Genomic DNA, 25,511 nt, shown 5'->3' with positions numbered 1-25,511 from the left:
ATTGAATTGCCACTATATGCATATTTGCCGGTGAATTGGTGAACGCAAGTTTTCGCGAACGACGGTTAGGGCCCTAACCGCCACATTATTCTCTTCCGATACGGGAGACCGGCGGGGCCAGTTGTGACGGGTTTGGGGACCGTAACCGCCGATTCTCGGGGGAGGAATCATGAGTGGAGACCCGTCACTGCGATTACTGTCGATCGACTTGCTCGACGACGACGAGCACAACACCCTGGATGTCTGGGGCAACCGCGCAGCCCTGACCCAGTCGGCGGGGGTGCCGGCATCAATTCCGGAGTTGTTCTCGGCGCAGGTGGACCGGGCCCCGGCCGCGACGGCATTGACATGCGGGGAGCGCTCGTGGACCTACCTCGAGCTCGACCGCGCCGCCAACCGGTTGGCGCACCTGCTGGTCGGCCACGGCGCCGGCGCGGGCGAGTGTGTCGCATTGCTGTTCAACCGTTCCGCCGAGGCGATCATCGCGATCCTGGCCGTGCTCAAATCCGGGGCGGCATACCTGCCGATCGATCCGGCGCATCCCGACGCGCGGATAGCCTTCATGATCGCCGACGCCGTACCGGTCGCCACGGTCACGACCACTGATCTGCGTCCGCGGCTGGCCGAACTCGCCATCCCGGTGATCGAAGTCGACCGCTTTGCCCATGACGGGCCACCTGCCAGCCGACTGCCCGAACCGGCTCCTGACGATCTGGCCTACCTGACCTACACGTCGGGAACCACCGGCGTGCCCAAAGCCGTTGCCGTGACCCATCACAATGTCACCCAGCTGCTCCAGTCGTTGCCTGCCGTGCTGCCTTCGGTGCCGGAACAGGTCTGGTCGCAATGGCATTCGCTGGTGTTCGACGTGTCGGTGTGGGAGATCTGGGGCGCCCTGTTGCTCGGCGGCCGGCTGGTGGTGGTGCCCGAGGCAGTGGGAAGCTCACCGTTGGAGCTGCATGAGCTGCTGATCAGCGAGCAGGTTACGGTAGTGTGCCAAACCCCTTCCGCAGCAGGCATGTTGTCCCCTGATGGGCTGGATTCGACGACCCTGGTCGTAGCCGGCGAGGCCTGCCCGACAGATCTGGTCAGACGCTGGGCGCCCGGGCGCGTGATGATCAACGCCTACGGGCCGACAGAGACCACCATCTACGCGGCGGTCAGTGCACCGTTGTCGGGACAGGCGCGGACGGTGCCGATCGGCCGCCCGGTGCCGCGTGGCGCGGCGTTTGTGCTGGACGAATTCCTGCGGCCGACGCCCGAGGGCACGATGGGCGAACTGTATGTGGCCGGGGCCGGGGTGGCCGTCGGATACGTGCGGCGGAGCGGCCTGACCGCATCGCGGTTCGTCGCCTGCCCGTTCGGTGCACCAGGGCAGCGGATGTACCGCACGGGGGACCTGGTGCGATGGGACGACAACGGGCAGCTGGAATATCTGGGGCGTTCCGACGAACAGGTCAAGATTCGTGGCTTCCGCATCGAGCTAGGCGAGATCCAGGCCGTGCTGGCCGAATCGGACGGCGTGGACCAGGCCGTTGTGATCGCGCGGGAGGACCGTCCCGGGGACAAGCGTCTGGTCGGTTACTTCACCGGCACTGCCGATCCGGCCGAAATCCGCGCTGCACTGGCCGAGCGCTTGCCGGCGTACATGGTCCCGGCCGCCGTGGTCGTGCTGGAATCGCTGCCGCTGACGATCAACGGAAAGCTCGACAGGCGTGCTCTGCCGGCCCCGGAATACCGCAGCGGTGCAAGCGAATTCCGGGCGCCGAGCACCGAGCTCGAGACCATTCTGGCCGAGATCTATGCGCAGGTGCTGGGCCAGGACCGGATCGGCGCCGACGACTCGTTCTTCGCTTTGGGCGGAGACAGCATCCTGTCGATGCAAGTGGTCGCGCTGGCCCGGGCGCATGGCGTGCAGTTGCGGCCGCGCGATGTGTTCGTCGAGCAGACCGTGGCCCGGCTGGCGGCGGTGTGCCGCACGGTCGGCGCCGACGACGTCGTCGACGAAGGCCTCGGTCCGGTGGCTGCGACCCCGATTATTCGATGGTTGCAAACCGTCAACGGCCCGGTCGGACAGTTCAATCAGACGGTGGTGCTGCAAGCTCCCGGGAAAGCGACGGAGGCCGATCTGATCGCGGTGCTCCAAGCCCTGCTGGACCGCCACGCGATGTTGCGGCTGCGGGTCCGGGTGGAAGCAGACGGTTGGTCGCTGAGCGTGCCCGATCCGGGTTCGGTAGATGCCCGCGACTGTTTGCGCACCGTCGAGACGCTGTCGTATGAGGTGTTGGCCGCGGCGAGGGATCGACTTGATCTGCCTGCGGGCCGAATGCTCTCGGCATTGTGGGTGCCGGGCACCGGGAAACTGACGCTGCTCGTCCATCATCTGGCAATTGACGGGGTGTCGTGGCGAATCGTGCTGGAAGACTTCAATATTGCCTGGGCACAATTGCAGCGTGGTGAGCCGGTGCGGTTGCCGGGCGGTGGTACGTCCTTCGCCCGGTGGTCCGCGGCGCTGAACGACTATGCCGCCGGCGCCGAGGTGGTCGAGTTGGCCGAGGCCTGGCGCCGGGTGATGTCGAGCCCCCCGACGTTGGCCCGCATCGACCCTGCGCGTGACACCTACGCCAGCGCCGGACAGCTGTCGGTCTCACTGGATCCCAAGACCACCCGCCAATTACTCGGTGCGGTGCCTGCGGCGTTTCACGCTGGGGTACAGGACATTCTGTTGATCGCATTCGGATTGGCATGGAACGAATTCCTGGGAACGGGCCTGGGACCCGTCGGGATCGATGTCGAAGGCCACGGCCGGTGCGAAGAGCTGGCCCCCGACATCGACCTGTCCCGCACCGTGGGATGGTTCACCGCCAGGTATCCGGTCGCGCTGTCGACCGGGAGGCTGCCTTGGCAGCAGGTTGTCTCCGGTGCGGCGGGTCTCGGACCGATCGTCAAAGACGCCAAGGAGCAGTTGCGTGCCGTACCGAACGGCCTCACCTACGGATTGCTGCGACATCTGAATCCTGAGGTGGATCTGGATGGTTCGGAGCCGACCATCGGGTTCAACTATCTGGGGCGTGTCGGCGCCGGTGGGGTGGAGGCGCCGGAAGGTCTATGGCGCATCGATCAGGACGGGCTGGCGATCGCCGGCGCGGCCTCGGCGGTGGCCATGCCCCTGATGCACACGGTGGATCTCAACGCGGGTACCGAGGACAGCGATGAGGGCCCGAGCCTGAGGGCCGCATGGACCTGGGCGCCGTCACTGGTGGACGAGGCGCAAGTGCTTCGACTGAGCCGGTTGTGGTTCGACGCGTTGACCGGAATCTGCGCGCACGTGTCCGCCGGAGGCGGTGGCCTGACTCCCTCGGACATCGTGCCCGCGAGGCTGAGTCAGCAGGAGATCGACGAACTGGAGCAGCAGTACCGGATCGCCGACGTGCTGCCGCTGACCCCGGTCCAGAAAGGCCTGATCTTCCACACCGGCCTCGGCCACGGGTCCGATGCCGCCGCAGCGGCTGACGTCTACACGGTGCAGCTGGATCTCACGGCCAGTGGGGTACTGGATCGCGATCGGTTGCGAGACGCACTGCACACGGTGGTGAGCCGGCACCCCAACCTGACAGCCAGATTCTGCGTCGATACGGGTGAGCCGGTACAGGTCATTCCCCGCGACCCGGTGATGGCCTGGCGGTACCTGGATCTTCGGGAAGATGACCGCAAGCCCGACGCGGAGATCGAGCGGCTGTGCGCGGCCGAACGGGCCGCCGTTTGCGATCTGCGCGCGCGTCCGGCATTCCGGGCGGCGCTGATCCGGACCAGGGGCAATGAGCACCGGATCGTGTTGACCTTCCACCACATCGTCATCGACGGCTGGTCGCTGCCGATCCTGATGCAGGAGATCTGTGCCGGCTACTTCGGGCAGCGTTTGCCCGCGACCGGCACCTACCGGGATTTCGTGAGCTGGCTGGCAGAAAGGGATCTCGACGCGGCGCGAGCGGCCTGGCGCCATGTACTGCACGGATTCGAACATCCCACACTGGTCGCCGCCCCGGCCGAGCCCGGAGCACGCGGTGTGCAGACCTACCGAGTTGCCGCTGATGTCACCAAAGCCGTTGGGGAACTGGCACGCTCGTGTCACACCACCGTCAACACCGTCCTGCAGGCGGCGTGGGCGCAGTTGCTGATGACGATGACCGGCCGGCACGACGTGGTCTTCGGCACTGCGGTCTCCGGCCGCCCGGCGGAGTTGGCCGGGTCCGACACGATCGTGGGCTTGCTGATCAACACCGTGCCGGTCCGAGCCCGCGCCACAGCCGACGACACCGTGGGTGATCTGTTGAGCCGGTTGCAGAATGCCCACAACGACACCGTCGAGCATGAACATCTGTCGCTGAGCGAGATCCATCAGCTCACCGGTCACGACCGGCTGTTCGACACGCTGTTCCTCTACGAGAACTACCCGATGTACACCAGTACCTTCTCCAGCGCCCACGAATTGGCGTTCACCGACTTCAGCACCCGTGAGTTCAACCACTACGCGCTGTCGGTGGTCGTAATTCCCGGTCACGAGCTCGGCATTCGGGTGGAGTTCGACTCGGGCGCGTTCGAGGTGGCCAGCATCGATGCGTTGATCGAGCGGTTCCGCCGACTGCTGGCCGCCATGACCGCGGAACCTGCTCGGCGGTTGTGCTCCATCAGTGTGCTCGATGCGGCCGAGCGCGAGCGCCTCGACGAGTGGGCGCACCGGGACGTGTTGGATCCGCCGGTGAGCGCACCCTCCGCCATTCCGCAGCGGTTTGCCGAGCAGGTGGCGCGGGCCCCGCAGGCACCCGCGGTGACGTTCCGAGACCGCTCCATGAGCTATCGAGAACTCGACGAGGCGGCTGACCGGTTGGCGAACCAGTTGGCGGCGCGCGGTGCGGGACCAGGCGAATTCGTGGCACTGATGGTTCCCCGCTGCGCCGAGGCCATCGTGGCGATGCTCGCGGTGCTGAAAACCGGGGCGGCCTACCTGCCGATCGACCCAGCGGTGCCGGCCGCCCGGTTGAGTTTCATGATCGCCGATGCCGCGCCCGTCGTCGCGGTGACCACGAGCGAACTACGTCCACGGTTGGACTGCGTGGACGTGGCGGTCGTCGAAGCCGACGTCCCGGCCGGTGTCGTCGGCCGCGCCGCCCGGCTGCGGGCGCCCGGGCCCGGCGACATCGCGTACGCGATCTACACCTCGGGCACCACCGGAAATCCCAAAGGCGTTGCCGTCACTCATCACAACGTCACCCGGCTGTTCGATTCACTGGACGTCGGCGTCACGTCGGCGCCGGGACAGGTGTGGACGCAGTGCCATTCCTACGGATTCGATTACTCGGTCTGGGAGATCTGGGGTGCCCTGTTGCACGGAGCGCGGCTGGTGGTGGTCGCCGACTCGGTCGTCGCGTCACCGCGCGAGATGCAAGAGCTGGTGGTCACCGAAGGAGTCACCGTTCTGAGTCAGACGCCCGCCGCACTGGCGGCGCTCGAACAAGGGGGTCTGGAGTCGGCGGCGCTGATGGTGGCCGGCGAGGAGTGCCCGTCTGAGGTGGTGGGCCGGTGGGCCCCGGGGCGGGTGATGATCAACGGCTACGGTCCGACCGAGACCACGATCTATGCCGCGATCAGTGCACCTTTGGCGGCGGACGCGGCCGTCGTCCCGATCGGCTCTCCGGTACCCGGGGCGGCGTTGTTCGTTCTGGACGACTGGCTGCGGCCGGTGCCGGCCGGTGTGGCGGGCGAACTGTACGTGGCCGGACTCGGTGTGGCTGTCGGATATGTCCGCAGGCCCGAGCTGACCGCATCGCGATTTGTGGCATGCCCGTTCGGCGGCTCAGGAACCCGGATGTATCGAACCGGCGATCTGGTGCAGTGGGGCGAGGACGGGCAGCTGCGGTACCTGGGGCGGGCTGACGAGCAGGTCAAGATCCGCGGTTACCGGATCGAGCTGGGCGAGATCCGGGCGGCTCTGGCCGAACTCGACGGGGTGGGCCAAGCCGCGGTGATCGCCCGTGACGACGGTCCCGGCGGCAAGCGTCTGGTCGGCTATGTCACCGAAACATCCACCGGTAGCGTCGATTCCGCCGCGCTACGAGATTCGTTGGCCGAAAGGCTCCCGGCGTACATGGTGCCCGCAGCCATCGTGGTCCTCGATACGCTGCCGCTCACGGTCAACGGCAAACTCGACAAGCGGGCCCTGCCCGCCCCGGAGTTCCAGAGCGCCGATCCGTACCGCGCACCGGCCACCGAGACCGAGGCGACAGTGGCAGCCATCTATGCCCAGGTTCTCGGAGTCGACCGGGTCGGGGTCGATGATTCCTTCTTCGAACTGGGCGGTGACTCGATCACGGCGATGCGGGTCGTCGCCGCGGTGAACACCGCGCTGAAGGCAGACCTCGCTGTACGCACGCTGTTCGAGGCGCCCTCGGTGAGTGGTTTGTGCCGGCAGTTGGATCGCGACGCAGAATCGCGTGCCCGGCCCGGTGCCGGCGACATCACTTTCGAATCCGTGCACGGCGCCGGACGCGACGAACTGCGGGCCGGTGACCTGAAGTTGGAGAAGTTCATCGACGGACCCACCTTGCGGACTGCCCCAACTTTGCCGCGTCCCAACGACAAGCCACACACCGTTCTGCTGACCGGAGCCACCGGATTCCTCGGCCGCTATCTGCTGCTGGACTGGCTCAACCGCCTGCGCCGAGCCGACGACACCGTGATCTGTCTGGTGCGTGCGGACTCGGATGCCGAGGCGCGACGGAGACTCGAGGCGACGTTCGACACCGACCCCGTCCTGTACCGCCATTTCCGCGAACTGACCGACGGACGACTCAAGGTGATCGCCGGGGACAAGGGCGAACGCAATCTCGGGTTGGACGAATCTACCTGGCGTCAGTTGGCCGAAACCGTCGACGTGATCGTCGATTCGGCGGCGTTCGTCAATGGAATCCTCTCTTACAACGAGTTTTTCAGACCCAATGTGGTGGGCACCGCAGAGCTGATCCGGTTCGCGATCACCACGAAGCTGAAGCCTTAAACGTTCGTGTCGACTGCCGACGTTCGCCATCAGATCGAGCCCTCGGCGTTCACCGAGCACGCGGACATCCGGACCATCAGTCCGGTGCGTGCGCTCGACGGAAGCTTCGCCAACGGGTACGGCAACAGCAAGTGGGCCGGGGAAGTGCTGCTGCGCGAGGCGCACGATCTGTGCGGCCTGCCAGTCGCGGTGTTCCGTTGCGACATGATTCTGGCCGACACCAGCTACGCGGGTCAGCTCAACGTCCCGGACAATTTCACCCGAATGGTGCTGAGCGTGGTGGCCACCGGTCTGGCGCCGGCATCGTTCTATCAACTCGACGCCGACGGCAACCGTCAACGAGCCCACTACGACGCACTGCCCGTCGGGTTCGTCGCCGAGGCGATCGCCACGCTGGGCTGGCAGCTGGCCCGTGCAGGCTCGCCCGACTTCGAGACGTATCACGTGATGAATCCGCACGACGACGGCATCGGCATCGACGAATACGTCGACTGGCTGATCGAGGCCGGCTACCGGATCGAACGCGTCGCCGATTTCGGGGAATGGTTGCGGCGCTTCGAAACTGCTCTACGCGCGTTACCCGAGCGGCAGCGCCGGCATTCGGTGCTACAGATCTTGGCGTCGCAGTTCACCAGGGATCTGAAAGCTCCGGAGCCCACTCACGGATCCTACGGACCGACCGACCGATTCCAGGCCGCGGTGCGAGAAGCCGGGATCGGCCCTGACAACGAAGACCCCGATATTCCCCACATCTCGCCATCCATCATCACCAAGTACGTCACGGATCTGGAGCGGTTCGGCCTGCTTGCGCCGCTGCAATCGTCGGCCTAGAGGATGGCGCCTGAGCTGGGACGCTGCGGTTCGGGAATCGAGAGCCGGTGCGCTCGGTTCGTGCTCACATGACAACTGATGGTGACCTGGCGTCGTTCGGCCCCAACGCGCCCGGATATGTATGGAAATCAACGGCGGACGTCGAACCGAGCGAAGTCTCTCCAGGCATCACCGTCCAACTGCTCTGGCGGGGCGCCAACGGTGCCAAGGCGGCGGTGACAACGATCGCACCGGGCGCGACCTGGGCCGGGGAAGACCTGCACGACCCAGGCCCCGAAGAGGTCTACGTTGTTTCCGGCGTCTTCAACGACGGCGTCAATGACTATGCCGCAGGCACATTCCTGCATGCCCCGGCGGGCTCATGGCATGTACCGCAATCCACGCAGGGTTGTGTGTTGTTCCTGTTCTACCCGGAAGGCTAGGCAGAGCTCCGGGCCGACACCGGGCCGCCCAGGAGTCAGCGCTAGGCCGCCGGCCGGGAAAATCAGTAGCGATCGCCCGATTGAGCCCGCACCCTTGAGGCATGGAGGCCCATCTGCATCAGTCCCCGGCCGACTTCGAACCCTTCGAGCGGACGGTGTACCGCCGGGACCCGGTGCTGTTCACCTTGGAGCTGACGGTTCTGCGCACGGCGCCCTGGCCCACAGAACGAATCTTGTTGTCGGTCACCGACAAAAATGGTGTGGCGGGCGCGGCTGTGCAGACCCGGGATTCGGTGCTGTTGGTGAATGGCCTGCCGGCCGAGACGGCGACGACGGCGGTCGAGGCGCTCGCAGCGGCGCGGGCGAACCTGTCGGGGGCGCGTGGAACACCGGCGACAGCAACAGCTTTCACGCAGGCGTGGCACAGGGTCACGGGTGTGCAGGCCGCCGAGTCATCACGCGACGTGCTCTATCGACTGGGGGAGCTGACCCCACCGAGCGGCGTCGCGGGTACATGGCGAACTGCCGGAACCCGAGACGAGGAGACCGTCGTGCCGTGGCTGAACGAATTCTTCGTCGAGGCATTCGACGAGCCGTCGAATCTCGAGGCGAGCAAGGCCATGCTCACCTCGATGGGCGACGCCGGTGACCACGTCCTGCTGTGGGCGGTGAACGGGGAACCGGTCAGCATGGCCCGGGTGCGCGCAGCCGCCGTCGGCACGTCCCGTATCGGGCCGGTCTATACCCCGCCCGAACACCGTGGCCACGGGTACGCCGCCGCGGTCACCGCCGCCGCTGTGCAATTCGCCCACCGGGAAGGGGCGAGCGAGGTCGTGTTGTTCGCCGACTCCGCCAATCCGGTGTCCAACCGGGTGTACAGGCGCATCGGTTTCGAACCTGTCGCCGAGGACGTGCGATACACGTTGAACGGAAACTGAGGGCGCGGCAAGAATGAAGCCTCCGCGGAAAGATGTCTTTCGCGGAGGCCTCATTCTTGATGTCCAGCGGCTACGTGTGCTGCGGGCTCTGCGCCTTCTTGTAGAGCGACTTGAGCAGCATGTCGCGGAACGTGTGGTTGTCCAACGCCTTCAGGCCCGCGCCCGCGACGGCGGGCATCCCGGCGAGCTTGTTGAAGAACCGGCCGCGCCGGTACTCACGACCCCACGCCGCGCGCATCCGCTGCTCGTAGTTCGTGAAGTCGTCGGGTCCGCCGTTGGTCAGCGCGGCAATCGCGCATTCGCCTGCGGTCAAACCGGATTCGAGCGCCTTGGAGATGCCCGCCCCGGACACCGGCTTGCCGGCACCCAGCGAATCCCCGACGAACAGCACGCCCGGACGCCACGGCGGCCAGGCCGTGAAGCCCATCGGCAATCGCCAGGCCCGCACGCTCTTGTTCTTCTTCAGCTCCTCGATCGGGGGCAGCTCCCATTCGGCGGGCAAGGTCCGCAGGAAGTCGCCGAGGAACTGGGTGGCGTTGATGGACTGCCAGTTCTTGTAGCTGTTGACGTAGCCGAGACCGATGTTGAACCGGCCCCCGCCCATCGGGAAGACCCAGCCGTAACCAGGCAGCTGATCACCCTGGAACAGCAGCTTGAGGTAGATCTCAAAGGCGTCGCTGTCGGGGCGGTTGGCGTGCATCTCGGAACGGATGGCGATGGCCGAGTAGCCGTTGTACTCCGAGTCGATCTTCAGTGCCCGCTTGATGGGGGAGTAGGCACCGTCAGCCGCGATGACCGCGTCGCCGTAGAACTTCTCACCGTTCTTGAGCACCACGCCGACCACGCGCCCCTTGGCGTCGAACTCCGGGCCGGCGACCTCGGAGCCCTGACGCACCTCGGCACCGGCGGACTCGGCGTGCTTGAGCAGCAGGGTGTCCAGTTCGGTGCGGCTCACCGTATGGCCGTGGTCGGGCATCCCGGGGCGCCGCGGGAACGACAATTCCCACTCACTGGGGCTGAACACGGTCACCTTGTTGACCCGATGGAACTTGGCGACCTCGTCGGCCAGCCCCATCTTCTGCAGGTAGCTCACCGCGCGGGCGGTGAGCCCGTCGCCACAGGGCTTGTCGCGGGGGAACTCCGCCTTGTCCAGCACCAAAACCTTGGCGCCGGTCTGGGCGGCCTGCCACGCCGCGGCCGACCCCGATGGGCCGCCACCTGCTATGACCAGGTCGTATCGCTGCGTCATGAGCCTCGTCTCATAGGTTGACTGTGGCTGCGATAGTACCCAAGCGCAGTGTCGGTGGCTTGACGGGCGAACGCCCGGGTCAAACGGCAAAACCGCGTGTTGTGGGGCGGTCTGGGCAGGTCAGCGCTATCAGGACAGGTACAGTGATCGCGTGCGGCGAACGTCGAGATCACATTCCAGCGATGGCCCGGGCGTCAAGGTAGACGCCCGGAGCGAGCGCTGGCGTGAGCACCGTAAGAAGGTGCGCTCCGAAATCGTCGACGCATCGTTCCGGGCGATCGACCGGTTGGGCCCCGAACTCAGCCTGCGAGAGATCGCGGAAGAGGCCGGTACGGCCAAGCCCAAGATCTACCGTCACTTCGCCGACAAATCCGATCTGTTCCAGGCGATCGGTGAGCGGCTGCGCGACATGCTGTGGTCGGCGATCTTCCCGGCGATCAACCTCGGCGCCGACCCGGCCCGAGAAGTCATCCGGCGCAGCGTCGAACAGTACGTGCGGCTGGTCGACGAGCACCCCAACGTGCTGCGCTTCCTGATCCAGGGCCGGTTCGCCGAACAGAGCGAATCGACCATGCGGGCACTCAACGAAGGACGCGGCATCACCCTGGCGATGGCCGACATGTTCTCCAACGAGCTGCGCGAAATGGAACTCGACGGGGCCGCGATCGAGCTGGCCGCTTTTGCCACCTTCGGCGCATGCGCCTCGGCCACCGACTGGTGGCTGGGCACCGACGAAGACAGCCCGCGCCGGATGCCGGCCGAGGAATTCGTCAACCACCTGACCACGATCATGGTCGGTTCCATCAACGGCACCTGCGAACTGCTCGGCATCTGGATCGACCCGGATCTGCCGCTTCACGAGGGCGTCCAGCGTCGCCAGCACGCCAGCTGACCATCTCGTTGACAGTCGGGTCCCAGGTCCGGAGACTGGGAAGTATCCGGTACCGCCGTTCCCAGAAAAGGACCTGAGCTATGACGGCTGCCCAACCCTCGCCGCAGGGCCAGCAACCAATCCAGACCCGTGCCCTGATCATCGGCAGCGGGTTCTCGGGAATGGGAATGGCGATCGAGCTGCAACGCCGAGGCGTCGATTTCCTCATCCTGGAGAAGGCCGGTGAATTCGGCGGCACGTGGCGCGACAACACCTATCCGGGGTGTGCCTGCGACATCCCGTCGCACATGTACTCGTTCTCGTTCGAGCCCAAGGCGGACTGGAGCCACATGTGGTCGTTCCAGCCCGAGATCCAGGACTACCTGTTGGGGGTGGCGTCCAAGTACGGGCTGCGCCGCTACACCCGGTTCAACACCCACGTGGACCGCGCGCACTGGGACGACCAGGAGCTGCGCTGGCACGTGTTCAGCGACACCGGGCAGGAGTTCATCGCCCAGTTCCTGGTGTCGGGCGCCGGCGGCCTGCACATCCCGCAGATCCCCGACATCGAAGGACGCGAGGAATTTGCCGGTGCGGCTTTCCATTCCGCGCAGTGGGACCACAGCGTCGACATCAAAGGCAAGCGCGTCGCTGTCATCGGCACCGGTGCCAGCGCCATCCAGATCGTGCCCGAGATCGTCAAGGACGTCGCGGAGCTCCACCTGTACCAGCGCACCCCACCGTGGGTCATGCCGCGGGTGAACAACAAGTTCCCGCAATGGATCCGGCGCACGTTCTCCTACGTGCCCGGCACCCGCGCGGCGATGCGCGCCGCCATCTACTGGATTCACGAAGGCGTCGGCTTCGCCATGACGCAGCAGCCCTGGCTGCTCAAGATCGGCGAGGCGATGGGCCGGTACAACATCAACCGCAGCATCAAAGATCCCGAGCTGCGCCGCAAACTCACGCCGAGCTACCGCGCCGGCTGTAAACGAATCCTCAACTCCGACACCTACTACCGCGGGATCGCCAACCCCAAGACCCAGGTGATCACCGAGTCCATCACCCGGATGACGCCGGCCGGCATCGTCACCGCCGACGGTGTCGAGCACCCAGCCGACGTCGTGGTGTTCGCCACCGGCTTCCACGTCACGGATTCCTATACCTACGTCGACATCAAGGGTGCCGGCGGCGAGGACCTGGTGGACCGGTGGAACCGCGAGGGGATGTCCGCACACCGCGGCGTCGCCGTATCGGGGATGCCCAACCTGTTCTTCCTGCTCGGTCCCAACACCGCACTCGGGCACAACTCGGTGGTGTTCATGATCGAGCAGCAGATCCGGTACGTGGGCCAGGCGATCGCCGCCGTCGACAAGGCCGGAGCCCAGGCCCTGTCGCCCAGTCCCCGCGCCCAGGCCGAGTTCAACGCTGAGCTGCAACACGATCTGGCCGACACGGTGTTCAACACCGGAGGTTGCCGGAGCTGGTACATGGACAACCACGGCGTCAACCGCACGCTGTGGAGCGGCATGACCTGGCAGTACTGGCTGGCAACGCGGAAGCTGGACCCGAAGGAGTTCGATTTCATCCATGAGGCGCGCGACACGAAAACACAAGGTGTTGCGGTCACCGCGGGTCATTAGCCCCAGGGGTAGTGTCGTGGATACTGTCCGGCAAACACAACGACCTGGTGAAATGGGGTTCCGGTGAGCGAAGGCATGAAGCTGATCGACCGCGTGTCAGCGATCAACTGGAACCGGCTCCAGGATGAGAAGGACGCCGAAGTCTGGGATCGGCTCACCGGCAATTTCTGGTTGCCGGAGAAGGTGCCGGTGTCCAACGACATCCCGTCGTGGGGCACGCTGACCGCGCACGAGAAGCAGCTCACCATGCGGGTGTTCACCGGCCTGACACTGCTGGACACCATCCAGGGCACCGTCGGGGCGGTCAGCTTGATCCCCGATGCACTGACCCCGCACGAGGAAGCCGTCTACACCAACATCGCCTTCATGGAGTCGGTGCACGCCCGCAGCTACTCCAACATCTTCTCCACGCTGTGCTCGACAGCCGAGATCGATGATGCGTTCCGCTGGTCGGAGGAGAACCCGAACCTGCAGCGCAAGGCCGAGATCGTCATGCAGTACTACAAGGGTGACGAGCCGCTGAAGCGCAAGGTGGCCTCCACCCTGCTGGAGAGCTTCCTGTTCTACTCGGGCTTCTACCTGCCGATGTACTGGAGCAGCCGAGCCAAGCTGACCAACACCGCCGACATGATCCGGCTGATCATCCGCGACGAGGCCGTGCACGGCTACTACATCGGCTACAAATACCAGCGTGGCCTGGCCCTGGTCGACGAGCAAAAGCGTACGGAGCTCAAGGATTACACCTATGAGCTGCTCTTCGAGCTCTACGACAACGAGGTCGAATACACCCAGGACCTCTACGACGAGGTCGGTCTGACCGAGGACGTCAAGAAGTTCCTGCGCTACAACGCCAACAAGGCGCTGATGAACCTCGGCTACGAGGCGCTGTTCCCCAAGGACGAGACCGACGTGAACCCGGCGATCCTGTCCGCACTCTCACCGAACGCCGACGAGAACCACGACTTCTTCTCGGGCTCGGGTTCGAGCTACGTGATCGGCAAGGCCGTCAACACCGAAGACGAGGACTGGGACTTCTAGCTTTCCGAAGGATTCCGGCTGGCGCAGGCATCGGCGCGAAGCGGGGAGATGCTCAGCGAGCCTCGAGAAACATGATGACGGCCCGGACCCGGCGGTGGTCATCGCCGGTCTCGGGAAGGTTCAGTTTGGTGAGGATCGCGCGCACATGCTTTTCGACGGTGCCCTCGGTTACCCAGAGGCGACGCCCGATCGCGGCATTGGACAGTCCCTCCGCCATCAGCGTCAGCACCTCCCGTTCCCGGGTGCTGAGCGCCGCCAGCGGGTCATGACGGCGCCGCGCCGACACCAACTCAGCTACCAGGGCCGGATCGACCACCGAGGCGCCGTTGGCGATCCGCTGCACGGTATCGACGAAATCGGCGACATCGGTGACGCGGCTCTTCAGTAGGTATCCGATGCTCTGCCCACCGGCCAGCAGTTCCATCGCATGGTCGACATCGACATGGGCCGACAGCACCAGGATGGCCGTCTGCGGCCACCGCTGTCGGATTGCCCTGGCGGCATCAAGGCCTTCGGTGTGGTGATCCGGCGGCATGCGGATGTCGACAAGCACCAGCTGTGGCTGAGTCTCCTCGACGAGGCGCAGTAGTTCGGTCGCATCCCCGGCCTGGCCGGCGATCTCGAATCCCTCCCGCTGCAGGAGACTGGCAAGCCCTTCCCGCAGCAGCACGTCATCGTCGGCGATGGCCACCCGCAGCGCGCACATGACTACCTCCTTCAGCGCGGCTGCATTGTCGCACCCCGGCGCGATACCCGCGCGGCGCGTCACGGGAATGGTGGCTAGCCGGTAGTCGGGCCTATGGGCAACCGCCCCCAGATATGGATGCCAGCGTCGAGGACAGTGCGGCCGCCGGTTGCGACGCTGGAATGCAGCCACCACCGAACCGAGGAGGACATCCGCATGACCGCAGCATCCGTCCGGAGCGCACACGTCGTCTCGCTTCTCGCCAGCACCGATGTCGAACAGTCCGACCTCGGATCCATCCACCGGGTCACCGCCGACAGCTTTCCGATACTGCGGGGCATGTCGATCAAGCGGCTGGTGCTCAACCCCGGCGCCATGAGGACACCGCACTGGCACGCCAACGCCAACGAACTCACCTACTGTGTGTCCGGGACGGCGCTGGTGTCGGTTCTCGATGACGGCAGTCGCTTTTCGTCGTTCACCATCGGCGCGGGTGAGATGTTCCACATCGATTCCGGTGCACTGCACCACATCGAGAACATCGGCACCGAACCGGCCGAGTTCATCATCACCTTCCGGAACGAACGCCCCGAGGATTTCGGGCTGGCCGCCTCGTTGGGTGCAATGACGGATGCGGTGCTGGGCAACACCTACGACCTGGACACCGGCGATCTGTCCACACTGCGCCGCAGCACCGTTGACCGCACCTTGGCCGCCCGCACCGGTGACGCGGTCATCCCGTCCTCGGCCAGGTTCGGGGACCCGCACAAGTTCGGAGTGGAGGCGATGAGTGCCCCGGTGGCCGCGGAGTACGGGTCGGCGCGCACGGCCCGCAAGCAGTTCTGGCCGGCACTCAAGGATCTTTCGATGTACTCGCTGCGCATCCGCGAGGACGGTATGCGGGAGCCGCACTGGCATCCGGTCACCGCCGAAATGGGTTATGTGCAATCGGGTTCCGCGCGGATGACGGTTATGAACCCCGATGGTTCCCTGGACACGTGGCACCTGCGCCGCGGTGACGTCTACTTCGTGCCGCGGGCCTACCCGCACCACATTGAAGTTGTCGATTCACCCGATCTGCATTTCCTGATTTTTTTCGACCAGCCCACCCCGGCCGACATCGGCTACCGGGCATCGATGAGCGCCTACTCGCGCGCGACCTTGGCGGCCGTCTTCGACTGCCACATCGAGGATCTACCCGAATTCCCCTTCACCGCGGCCGATCCGTTGATCGTTCGCCGGCGCAACCCGGTCGACTCCTACGCCGTCGGCCAATGACGCCGGCGAGGGTCGATCGTGGGACTTCTCACTAGTTGGCGTACGGGTTGCGCCCCTCGCCGGTATTGAGCAGCAGTGGGTTGTTCGGATCGAGGACGTGGCTACTCCCCGGGCTGAGGACGAATCCCGCCCCGTCAAAGGAGTTACTGCACATCGTCACCGTGCCGTCGGTCCCGCAGGTCACGTTGCGGAAGCTGATGCGTGAACCGGGTGCCAACCGGTTGGGCAGCCCGTCGAAGACGAACAGCGGCCGGTTGTCGCTCAAGAACGTGGGCGGCCCCTGCTGTGCGCCCGTAACCGCGTTGGCCCCGTCGGGTGCTGCGGGCAACGGGCCGCTGCAGCCGTACTTGCCTGATCCGCGGCTGATCGCGCATGCGATATCACCCGGCACCGCGAACGCGTAGTACTCGCCGTTCTGCATCGCGAAGTCTGACGGCTTCACGGGTGTGAGTGCGTTGAGATTGAGCGGCGGCGGGGGTGGCGGTGGCGGTGGATCGCCTGCGGCCATACCGGGGACGCCGGCGCCGGCCCCGAGAGCCACGCTCATCACAGCCACCAGCATCCTCATGCGCATCGCATTACCTTAAAGCGTGCCTCCCTGGCACGCTGAACCACTTGCAAGATGCCGCCGGTGTGCGGCCGGCCGCTCAGCGTTCGCCCAGCGAGCTGACAGTTGGCGTTGATAAGAAAAGAGCTGATGCACCGGCTCATCGCGCAGATCTCACTGATCCACGGCTGGTTCCCATTTGCCGTGCAGGCGATCGCCGCACTGCTGCTGGGAACCGCCGTGGGTTGGCGTTCGCAGCGGTGGCGCCGCCGGTTGTTGCCCGCACTGGTGGTCGTAGCGGCCGCATTGGCGGGCGTGACGTACTGGTACATCGACTCGATCGGAGTGGCGGGCAACGCCGGGCCGCCCGAGCTGTGGGCCTGGATCGCGTTGAGCATGCTGGCTGTCGGTGTCGCACTGCTGGGCTGGGTGAGTGCTCGATGGTGGCGCCGCACCGTGTCGGTGGCCGCCGTCGGGGTGTGCGGTTTGGCCTGTGCGCTGACGCTCAACAGCTGGGTCGGATACTTCCCGACGGTCGACGGCATGTGGAAGCAGCTCACCTCGAGTCCACTGCCGGGGCAGACGGACCGGTTGACGGTGACCAAGATGCAACTGGCCCACTTCCGCCCGCCCAGCGGTGTCCTGGTCCCGGTGACCATCGACTCGGCGGCTTCAGGTTTCAGCCACCGCGGTGAGCTCGTCTACCTTCCGCCGGCCTGGTTCGCCAGTAATCCGCCACCGCAACTTCCGGCGGTCATGATGATCGGCTCACAACTGAACACCCCGGCCGACTGGCTGCGGGCGGGCAACGTGCTCGGCATCATCGACGGATTCGCAGCCGCACACGACGGCAACGCCCCGGTGTTCGTATTCGTCGACGCCACCGGCTCATTCACCAACGACACCGAGTGCGTCAACGGCGCTCGCGGAAACTCCGCGGACCACCTCACCAAAGACGTTGTCCCGTACCTGATATCAAACTTCGGGGTGCGTCCTGACCGTGACGGCTGGGGGATCGCGGGCTGGTCGATGGGCGGCACCTGCGCGGTGGACCTGACCCTGATGCACCCTGACATGTTCCGGTCGTTCGTCGACATCGCCGGTGATCTGCGCCCGAATGCGGGGGACAAGACACAAACGATCAATCGCCTGTTCGGCGGGGACGCCGATGCCTGGGCGGCGTACGACCCGATCACCATCATGCGCCGCCACGGCCGGTACTCCGATGTGTCGGCGTGGTTCGAGGTGCCGCACCACGGTGGGGTAACCCATGACCCCACGGCCAATCCTGAAGCCCAAGACGTCGCGGCGACCACGCTGTGCGAGGAGGCCCGCGCCGACGCGGTCAACTGCTCGGTGACCACCGCGCCGGGCCGCCACGATTGGGCGTTCGCGGCCAACGCCTTTGGTGCCGCTTTACCGTGGCTGGCCGGTCAGCTGAACACGCCCGGCGTCGCGGAATCCCAACTGCCGCCGTCGACGTTGGGGCCGCAACCCACGAACGTCCAGGCTGCGCCGCGCTAGAGTTTCCCGCGCGAGCAGACGCAAAACTGTCTGAAATCACCGGATTTGGGGCTGTTTTACGTCTGCTCGGCGAGTTCAGCGGCCACGCGCGGGCTGGGCAGCCGTCGACGCGGACGAGGACGGCAGCGTCGACGGACGCTCGATGATGGTCGACTTCGGCCCTCCGACACGGTAACTGGCCCCGCGATGCTCGTCGGCCAGGCGATCGCCTTGCCCCAGCAGCTTGTTGCGCAGGCTGCCGGGCGCGTACTCCGTCTGGTAGGCGCCGCGCTCGGTGAGGACCGGAACGACGTGCTCGATGAACTCCTCGAAGGATCCGGGGGTGATCGCGTATGCCAGGTTGAAGCCGTCGACGTCGGTCTCGTCGACCCACTCCTGCAGGGTGTCGGCCACGTGTACACCGGACCCGACGATGCGCGGTCCCATGCCGCCGATCTCACCCCACTCGGCGATATCGCGGACATTCCACTCACCGCCCTTGTCCGAGGCGGACTGAAAGGCCTTGACGGCGGACAGGATTGCATTGGAGTCGACATTGCCGATCGGCTCGTCGAGGCCGTACTGGGCCAGGTCGACGCCCATCCACCCGGACATGAACACCAGCGCACCCTCGGGATCGCCGTAGGCCAGGTACTCGGCGTGCTTGGCGTGGGCGGCTTCGTCGGTGTCGGCGGTGACGATGGTGGTGAGATTGAAGACCTTGGCCGAGTACGGATCCCGGCCGGCGAGCTCAAGTTCGGCGCGGATGGTGGAAACCGTCTCGCGCAGAAGCGCTTTGGTGGGGGCGGCGGTGAAGATGGCCTCGGCGTTCTCCGCGGCGAATCGCACCCCGCGCGGAGATGAGCCGGCCTGATAGATGACCGGCGTGCGCTGCGGCGATGGTTCGGCCAGATGCACGCCGGGAACGCTGAAATGGGCGCCGGAATGACCGATGTGGTGCACCTTGGCCGGGTCGGTGAACACTCCGCGCTCGGCGTCACGCACCACCGCGCCGTCCTCCCAGGAGCCCTCCCACAGTTTGTAGAGCACCTCGAGGTACTCGTCGGCGTGGTCGTAGCGCGCGTCGTGGGCCGGCTGATCGGTCTGGCCCATGTTGCGCGCCGCGGCAGGCAGATATCCGGTGACGACGTTCCAGCCGACCCGGCCGTTGGTCAGATGATCCAGCGTCGACATCCGCCGCGCGAAGGGATAGGGATTTTCGAATCCGGTCCCGGTGGTGATGCCGAAGCCGAGGTTCTCGGTCACGAGCGCCATCGCCGACACCAGCAGCATCGGGTCGCCGACGGGTATCTGCGCGGCCTGACGGATCGCCGCCTCGTCACTGGCGCCGTACACGTCGTACGTACCGAGTACGTCGGCGATGAACAGTCCGTCAAAACGCCCGCGTTCCAACAGCTTTGCCAGCTCAGTCCAGTAGGTGATGTCTTTGTAGCGCCAGGACTGGTCCTCTGGATGACGCCACAAACCGGGCGACTGATGGGCGACACAGTTCATGTCGAAGGCATTGAAACGGATCACGCGGCTCACTGTGCCGAGGATGCCGGGCGGCCACCGGGCAGTCACCGGTTGCGCTCAGGGGGATTGTTTTGGCGGTGAATCAGGAATGAATGGCCATCCAACTGTGGCTCCTCCAGTGGAGGGTTCGCCGGGCAGCCGCGTAACTTAGCCGGGTGTCAACAAAGTCGCTGCTGATCTCGGTCCTGAACTGGCTGCGCGCCGGCTACCCGGAAGGGGTCCCGGGCACCGATCGGGTGCCCCTGCTCGCGCTCCTGCGGGCCACCCCGCTCACCGAAGAGCAGGTGGCCGAGGTGGTGCGCAACATCGCCGAGGCCGCAGCGCCCGCCGACATCGACGATCCCATCGAGCGCGACGACATCGCGGAGTTCATCGCCGAGGTCGCCCACCACGACGCCGGACCGGAGAACATTCAACGGGTGGCGGCCCGACTGGCCGCCGCGGGCTGGCCGCTTGCCGGCGTCGACCTCGAGGCCGACGCCACCCCCGACCCTGAGGGCCCATAACGCGTAACGCCGAGGGTTGCAGTCGGACGTGACTGCACCCCTCGGCGTTGACGTGGTTTTCGACTAGGCGCGCAGCGAGGCGGTGTCGATCACGAAGCGGTACCGCACGTCACTGGCCAGCACGCGCTCGTAGGCCTCATTGATGTAATCGGGCTGGATGACCTCGATCTCCGGAGTCACGTTGTGCTCGGCGCAGAAGTCGAGCATCTCCTGGGTTTCGGGGATGCCACCGATCATCGAACCGGAGATGCTGCGGCGTCCGCCGGCCAGCGGGAAGGCCGGCACCACGAGCGGATGCTCCGGGATACCGAGTTCGACCAGGGTGCCGTCGACCTTGAGCAGGCCCAGGTAGGCGCCGAGGTCCAGATTGGCCGACACGGTGTTGAGGATGAGGTCGAAACGGCCGGCCAGCTTGCTGAACGTGTCCGGGTCGCTGGTCGCGTAGTACTCGTCGGCGCCCAGGCGCAGCCCGTCTTCCATCTTCTTCAGCGACTGCGAGAGCACGGTGACGTGCGCGCCCATCGCGTGTGCGAGCTTGACGCCCATGTGGCCCAAACCGCCGAGGCCGATGATCGCGACCTGCTTGCCGGGGCCCGCGTTCCAGTGCCGCAGCGGAGAGAACAAGGTGACGCCGGCGCACAGCAGGGGAGCTGCCTTGTCCAGCGGGATGCTGTCCGGGATGCGCAGGACGTAGTTCTCGTCGACGACGATCGCGCCGCTGTAGCCGCCGTAGGTCGGGGAACCGTCGCGCTCGGTCGAGTTGTAGGTGCCGTGCATGCCGTAGTCACCGGTGCAGTACTGCTGCAGGCCGGCCTTGCAGTTGTCGCATTCACGGCAGGAGTCGATGAAACAACCGACCCCGACGTGGTCGCCCACCTGGTACTTGGTGACCTCGGAGCCCACCGCAGTGACGACGCCGGCGATCTCGTGACCTGCCACCACGGGGTAGTTGGGGGTGCCCCACTCGGCCTTCACGGTGTGGATGTCGGAATGGCAGATGCCGGCGAAGTGGATGTCGAACGCCACATCGTGGGGTCCTACCTCGCGGCGAGTGATGGTGGTCTTGGCCAGCGGCTCGGTGGCGGAATTCGCGGCATAGGCATAAACAGTGCTCATCAAAGCCCTCTTTGCTCGTCGTCTGTGCTTGTCCCGGAAAAGGTTAGTCCGGTTAACTGACTACTGCCTGAGAGGCAGTCCAGGACTTGCAACGACACCCGCCGCGGCCGTAATCCCGCGACCCGATGTGACATATATCCCGGATGGCCCTCCGGGGTCGGGTCACAGCTCGGGCGCGCGGACCGAACCGTTGAAGGACGTGCGTTCGCAGCGAATCAGCCCGGCCACGGTGTAGGGATCGCGGGCGATCACGTCCTCGACCTCCTCCTCGGTGAGGTCGCCGGTGATCAGCACAGCGCCGGTCGCCGACTCCAGACGGCCCGCCAACAGGATGCGCCCTGCGGCCACTTCGTCCTTGAGCCACGCGACGTGGGCGGGGCGGGTCTGATCGACGACATCGAGGGGTTGCAGGTAGGTCGTGGTGAGCACGTGGAACATGCACAGCACCCTACGGGGCGGCGGACGCGGTGCTCGTGTTGTGTCCTTCGATCACCAGGTGGCTGTGCGCCCGCAGAGCCGAGGCGGCATCATCGGGCACGCCCAGGACGCGCATACAGGCATCCGCGACGTGGAACGGCATCTCGGAGCGTTCCGGACCGGCAGGCATCGACCACACGTTGACCAACGATTCGACGAGCCGGAAAGGGAGGTCGGCGGCCGCTTCGTGAACGCCGGTCCGCTGGCTCAGCGCACGACTTACGGAAAGGTAGTGCAGCCGCAGCCGCTCCCGGTCGGACCAGAACGGCTCAAGCTTGGCTTCACGCAATTCAGGCAATAGATACAGCGCGCCGAGGTTCCACCGGCCCGACATCAGTTGGGCGCCGTCGAACGCCGCCAGAGCGTGCATGTGCTCTTCTGCGGTCAATGCGGGCTCGGTACCGAGCAGGCTCGGGATGAACTCCAGCGTCGGTGCGACCGTCTGCTCCAGCAGGGCGCACAGGATGTCGTCCTTGGTTCTGAAGTAGTGGTACAGGGAAGCCTGGCGGACGCCGACCGCTTCGGCGATCGCTCGTGTCGACGTTCCCGCGTAACCGGTTGTGGTGAACAATTCCCCTGCGGCGTCGAGGATTTCGTCGCGAGCGGTCAGCCCGTGCCGACGCTGGGCGTGCACCCGTGGTCTTCCTGCCATAGGGCCCATGGTTGGCCCTCCGGCCGCGAAGAGCCAGCGCAACGGGTACCGGTCACTCGATAGAAACGCGCGACACGTGACAGTTACCGGCCCCGTCAATTCCTTAACACCTCATTAACGCCTGTGACACCCGATGGCGCCGCCGCCGGTGAAAACTGTCGCTCGACAGGCTGCGGCACACGGTGGTGACGCGCAATCGCCAAATCGCTTCTGGGAGGCCCACGATGGCTGAGGCCACGATCGACGTCACCCTCCCCGCGGACCTCGACAGGGAAGACTCCGCGGCCGACGACTCGGTGATGCGCGCCGGGACGACGTCACTCTCACCGGCACAACCGATCGCGACCGTAGACAACCTGAGCGTGACTTTCCGTCGCAACGGGCGCAACATTCACGCGCTACGAGGTATCTCGCTCACCATCGCCCCTGGCGAGATAGTCGGCCTGGTCGGTGAATCTGGTTCCGGCAAAACCGTTCTGGGCTTCACCATGCTGGGCCTGCTGCCCGCCAGCGCCAAGATCGGCGGGTCGGTCCAGGTGGCGAACTCCGACATGGTCAACAGCGGGACCAAGGCGTTGCGCAAGGTACGCCGCCTCGACCTCGGTGCGGTATTCCAGGATCCGATGACCTCGCTGAACCCGACGATGCGGATCGGCAAGCAGGTGGCGGAGGCAGCCGGCAGCGAGCACGAGGCGCTGCGACTGCTCACCGCGGTCGGCATTCCGGAACCCGAGCGCCGGATGCGGGCATATCCGCACGAACTCTCCGGCGGATTGCGCCAGCGGGTGATGATCGCCATGGCGGTCGCCGGGGACCCCGAACTCGTCATCGCCGACGAACCGACCACCGCGCTCGATGTCACCGTTCAAGCTCAGGTGTTGCGGCTGTTGCAGCGGCTGCGCGACGAGATCGGTTGCAGCATCGTATTGATCACCCATGACCTGGGCGTAGCAGCGCAGATCTCCGACCGCATCGCGGTGCTCTACGCGGGCCGCATCGCCGAAATCGGCCCTGCCGCCGAGGTACTGGCCAACCCCGCCCATCCCTACACCAAAGGACTACTCGGCAGCCGGCTCACTCTGGATACCGCACGTGACCGGAAGCTCGCGGCGCTGCCCGGCGCGGTGCCCAGCCCGGCGTCGCCGTTGCCCGGATGTGCGTTCGAGCCGCGGTGCGCAGCGGCCGTCGGCGACTGTGCCACATCGCTACCGGAGCCCGTTGTGGTTGCGCCGCAACGAGTCAGCGCCTGCATCCGGCCGATACCGGACATCGCCGCCATGTCGGGCTCTTCGACGGCCGGCGCCGCGGGTCTGTTTCCGGCCAAGGAGCAGGGCAGCAGTGAGCAGCCACCGGCCGTGGCGCTGGCCAACATCACCAAGACGTTCTCGGTGTCGCGGCGATGGCTCGATCGTTCGGCCGACAATCACGGAAAGCTGCACGCCCTGCGAGGCGTGACGATGCGTGTGCGCCAGGGAGAATCCGTGGCGCTGGTGGGCGAGAGTGGTTCGGGCAAGTCGACACTGTTGCGAATCATCGCGGGGCTGGAAAGCCCGACCTCAGGATCTGTCCAGGTGGCCGGTGGTCAGCGTCCGCAGATGGTCTTCCAGGACGCGGGCGCTTCGCTGACGCCTTGGTTGTCGGTGGGTGAGCTGATCGCAGAACGGCTGCGCGGCAGGAAGATGTCGGCGGCTCAGCGCCGAACCGCGGTGAGCGACGTGCTCGAACGGGTCGGCCTCTCGGCCGAGGTGGGCAAAGCACGCTCAGGGGAGCTGTCCGGCGGTCAGCGGCAACGGGTTTCCTTGGCACGGGCGACTGTCGTGCCACCTTCGGTGCTGCTGTGTGACGAGCCGACCAGCGCGCTCGACGTGTCGCTGGCCGCTTCGGTCCTCAACCTCATCGGGGATCTACGCCGCACCCTGGACATGTCGGTCGTGTTCGTGACCCACGATCTGTCGGTTGCGCGGGTGGTGGCCGACCGGATCGCCGTGATGTATCTGGGCCGCATCGTCGAGATCGGACCCGCCGATCGCGTCATCGGCGACCCGGCGCATCCGTACACCCGGGCCCTCGTCGATGCGATCCCCGACCTGGGCCGCGAATCACGCGTGCTGTCCGGTGAACCCGCCAGCCCGCTGTCGCCGCCGGACGGCTGCGCATTCCACCCCCGATGCCTGATCGCGGTACCGGCATGCGCCGGTGACGAACTCGACGTCCGGCTGGAAGGCACACCGGGCAACCCCCATCTCGTGGCATGTATCGAAAGGCGGGCCGTCTGATGGCGATAGCGATCGCATTCCCCACGCCGGCCCGTGCCGGTGCCCAACGTCGGCTGTCATGGTCGTGGCCCCGATCCACCGTTGTGAACTGGGCCGGTTTCTCGATGGTGATCGTCCTGACCCTGCTCGTCGTCGCGGTACCGCTGCTCGCCCCGCACGACCCGCTCACCCCCGTGGGTATGCCGCTGCAGGCTCCGGGCAAGAACGGCTTCCTGCTGGGCACAGACAGCGTCGGCCGCGACATTCTGTCGCGGGTGCTCTACGGCGCGCGTTCGAGCTGGTTCGCGGCACTGGTGGTGGTGGCGGTCGGCCTGGCGATCGGCGGGCTGGTGGGCTTGATCGCCGGCACGGCGGGAGGCTGGATCGACTCGATCCTGATGCGCATCACCGACGCGTTTCTGTCACTGCCCGCGCCGGTGCTCGCGATCGCCGTCGTCGCCGCACTCGGACCCAGTTTCGTGCACACACTGATCGCGGTGTCGATCGTCTGGTGGCCGTTCTACGCCAGGCTGGTACGGGGCGAGATCACGCGGCTGGCCGCTCGCCCCCACGTCGAGGCCGCAAAGCTGGCCGGCGTGAGTCGTTTCCGGCTCGCCACCCGGCACCTGCTGCCCGGCGCGCTGCCGAACGCCTTCGTCGCCGCCAGCCTGGACCTGGGCACCCTGATCCTCACCGTGGCCGCACTGTCGTTCCTCGGTCTGGGACAGGCGGCGCCGGCACCGGAACTGGGTGCGGACTCGGCGCGCAACCTGAGTTATTTCCTGCAGCAGTGGTGGATACCGGTGATGCCGGGACTCGGTGTCCTGGTGCTCGCACTCGTCGGGAACATCGCGGGTGACTGCCTGCGGAACCTGATGAAGAGCGGCCGATGAGCGCTTGCGCGAAGAGA

At 66.0% G+C, this 25,511-nt stretch carries 17 protein-coding genes and 1 pseudogene; 11 read left to right on the top strand and 7 right to left on the bottom strand.

Going from position 1 to position 25,511, the window contains the following annotated elements; translation table 11 throughout:
• Positions 1–208: 208 nt before the first annotated feature.
• The 3 genes and pseudogenes from H977_RS34260 to H977_RS0130865 all read left to right on the top strand — a co-directional run bounded on the left by H977_RS34260 (position 209) and on the right by H977_RS0130865 (position 9,245).
• Positions 209–7,885, top strand: a pseudogene (locus tag H977_RS34260) (non-ribosomal peptide synthetase).
• 68 nt (positions 7,886–7,953) lie between these two features.
• Positions 7,954–8,307: a cupin domain-containing protein gene (locus H977_RS0130870; protein ID WP_029111482.1), complete on the top strand. Its 354-nt coding sequence runs from the start codon at positions 7,954–7,956 to the stop codon at positions 8,305–8,307.
• A 101-nt stretch (positions 8,308–8,408) separates the two neighbouring features.
• Positions 8,409–9,245, top strand: a complete 837-nt coding sequence (locus H977_RS0130865; protein ID WP_029111481.1) for a GNAT family N-acetyltransferase — start codon at positions 8,409–8,411, stop codon at positions 9,243–9,245.
• Between the two features lie 70 nt (positions 9,246–9,315).
• Here H977_RS0130865 and H977_RS0130860 read toward each other — a convergent pair whose 3' ends face one another.
• Positions 9,316–10,494, bottom strand: a complete 1,179-nt coding sequence (locus tag H977_RS0130860; RefSeq protein WP_029111480.1) for an NAD(P)/FAD-dependent oxidoreductase — start codon at positions 10,492–10,494, stop codon at positions 9,316–9,318.
• A 151-nt stretch (positions 10,495–10,645) separates the two neighbouring features.
• Here H977_RS0130860 and H977_RS0130855 point away from each other — a divergent pair, with 151 nt between their 5' ends.
• The 3 genes from H977_RS0130855 to nrdF all read left to right on the top strand — a co-directional run bounded on the left by H977_RS0130855 (position 10,646) and on the right by nrdF (position 14,046).
• Positions 10,646–11,386: a TetR/AcrR family transcriptional regulator gene (locus H977_RS0130855; RefSeq protein WP_029111479.1), complete on the top strand. Its 741-nt coding sequence runs from the start codon at positions 10,646–10,648 to the stop codon at positions 11,384–11,386.
• Between the two features lie 80 nt (positions 11,387–11,466).
• Positions 11,467–13,008 carry a flavin-containing monooxygenase gene (locus H977_RS0130850; protein ID WP_029111478.1) on the top strand — a complete coding sequence of 514 codons (1,542 nt, stop codon included), beginning with the start codon at positions 11,467–11,469 and terminating at the stop codon, positions 13,006–13,008.
• Between the two features lie 75 nt (positions 13,009–13,083).
• Complete coding sequence (nrdF, locus tag H977_RS0130845) at positions 13,084–14,046, top strand: class 1b ribonucleoside-diphosphate reductase subunit beta (RefSeq protein ID WP_036477774.1); 963 nt, start codon at positions 13,084–13,086, stop codon at positions 14,044–14,046.
• A 52-nt stretch (positions 14,047–14,098) separates the two neighbouring features.
• On the opposite strand, the gene H977_RS0130840 is transcribed toward nrdF, so the two are convergent.
• On the bottom strand, positions 14,099–14,752 hold the full coding sequence (locus H977_RS0130840; protein WP_029111476.1) for a response regulator: 654 nt from the start codon (positions 14,750–14,752) through the stop codon (positions 14,099–14,101).
• A 195-nt stretch (positions 14,753–14,947) separates the two neighbouring features.
• On the opposite strand from H977_RS0130840, the gene H977_RS0130835 reads away from it, so the two are divergent.
• Positions 14,948–16,009 (top strand): cupin domain-containing protein, encoded by a 1,062-nt coding sequence (locus H977_RS0130835; RefSeq protein WP_029111475.1) that lies wholly within the window; start codon positions 14,948–14,950, stop codon positions 16,007–16,009.
• A gap of 31 nt (positions 16,010–16,040) precedes the next feature.
• On the opposite strand, the gene H977_RS0130830 is transcribed toward H977_RS0130835, so the two are convergent.
• Positions 16,041–16,583: a hypothetical protein gene (locus H977_RS0130830; RefSeq protein WP_231396101.1), complete on the bottom strand. Its 543-nt coding sequence runs from the start codon at positions 16,581–16,583 to the stop codon at positions 16,041–16,043.
• 123 nt (positions 16,584–16,706) lie between these two features.
• Between H977_RS0130830 and H977_RS0130825 the strand changes: the two genes are divergently transcribed.
• Positions 16,707–18,080, top strand: coding sequence for an alpha/beta hydrolase (locus H977_RS0130825; RefSeq protein WP_029111473.1), 1,374 nt, complete (start codon positions 16,707–16,709; stop codon positions 18,078–18,080).
• 75 nt (positions 18,081–18,155) lie between these two features.
• Here the strand turns inward: H977_RS0130825 and H977_RS0130820 are convergent, their stop codons facing one another.
• The gene (locus tag H977_RS0130820) at positions 18,156–19,607 is read right to left on the bottom strand and encodes an LLM class flavin-dependent oxidoreductase (protein ID WP_029111472.1); all 1,452 of its coding nucleotides are present in this window, start codon (positions 19,605–19,607) and stop codon (positions 18,156–18,158) included.
• A 143-nt stretch (positions 19,608–19,750) separates the two neighbouring features.
• Here H977_RS0130820 and H977_RS0130815 point away from each other — a divergent pair, with 143 nt between their 5' ends.
• Positions 19,751–20,101: a DUF3349 domain-containing protein gene (locus H977_RS0130815; RefSeq protein WP_029111471.1), complete on the top strand. Its 351-nt coding sequence runs from the start codon at positions 19,751–19,753 to the stop codon at positions 20,099–20,101.
• 63 nt (positions 20,102–20,164) lie between these two features.
• Here H977_RS0130815 and H977_RS0130810 read toward each other — a convergent pair whose 3' ends face one another.
• The 3 genes from H977_RS0130810 to H977_RS34255 all read right to left on the bottom strand — a co-directional run bounded on the left by H977_RS0130810 (position 20,165) and on the right by H977_RS34255 (position 22,346).
• The gene (locus H977_RS0130810) at positions 20,165–21,217 is read right to left on the bottom strand and encodes an NAD(P)-dependent alcohol dehydrogenase (protein WP_029111470.1); all 1,053 of its coding nucleotides are present in this window, start codon (positions 21,215–21,217) and stop codon (positions 20,165–20,167) included.
• A 162-nt stretch (positions 21,218–21,379) separates the two neighbouring features.
• On the bottom strand, positions 21,380–21,655 hold the full coding sequence (locus tag H977_RS0130805) for a YciI family protein (protein ID WP_029111469.1): 276 nt from the start codon (positions 21,653–21,655) through the stop codon (positions 21,380–21,382).
• A gap of 10 nt (positions 21,656–21,665) precedes the next feature.
• Positions 21,666–22,346 carry a TetR/AcrR family transcriptional regulator gene (locus H977_RS34255; RefSeq protein ID WP_502691234.1) on the bottom strand — a complete coding sequence of 227 codons (681 nt, stop codon included), beginning with the start codon at positions 22,344–22,346 and terminating at the stop codon, positions 21,666–21,668.
• 299 nt (positions 22,347–22,645) lie between these two features.
• Here H977_RS34255 and H977_RS0130795 point away from each other — a divergent pair, with 299 nt between their 5' ends.
• The gene (locus H977_RS0130795) at positions 22,646–24,622 is read left to right on the top strand and encodes an ABC transporter ATP-binding protein (RefSeq protein ID WP_036477970.1); all 1,977 of its coding nucleotides are present in this window, start codon (positions 22,646–22,648) and stop codon (positions 24,620–24,622) included.
• Complete coding sequence (locus H977_RS0130790) at positions 24,622–25,494, top strand: ABC transporter permease (RefSeq protein ID WP_196808356.1); 873 nt, start codon at positions 24,622–24,624, stop codon at positions 25,492–25,494. Before H977_RS0130795 ends, H977_RS0130790 begins: the two co-directional genes overlap by 1 nt.
• Positions 25,495–25,511: the final 17 nt, after the last annotated feature.

It is taken from the genome of Mycobacterium sp. URHD0025 (assembly GCF_000426065.1).
In the GTDB taxonomy this organism is placed as follows: domain Bacteria; phylum Actinomycetota; class Actinomycetes; order Mycobacteriales; family Mycobacteriaceae; genus Mycobacterium.
Note: the sequence above shows the minus strand (reverse complement) of the source record. Positions and strands in the feature narration are given on the sequence as shown.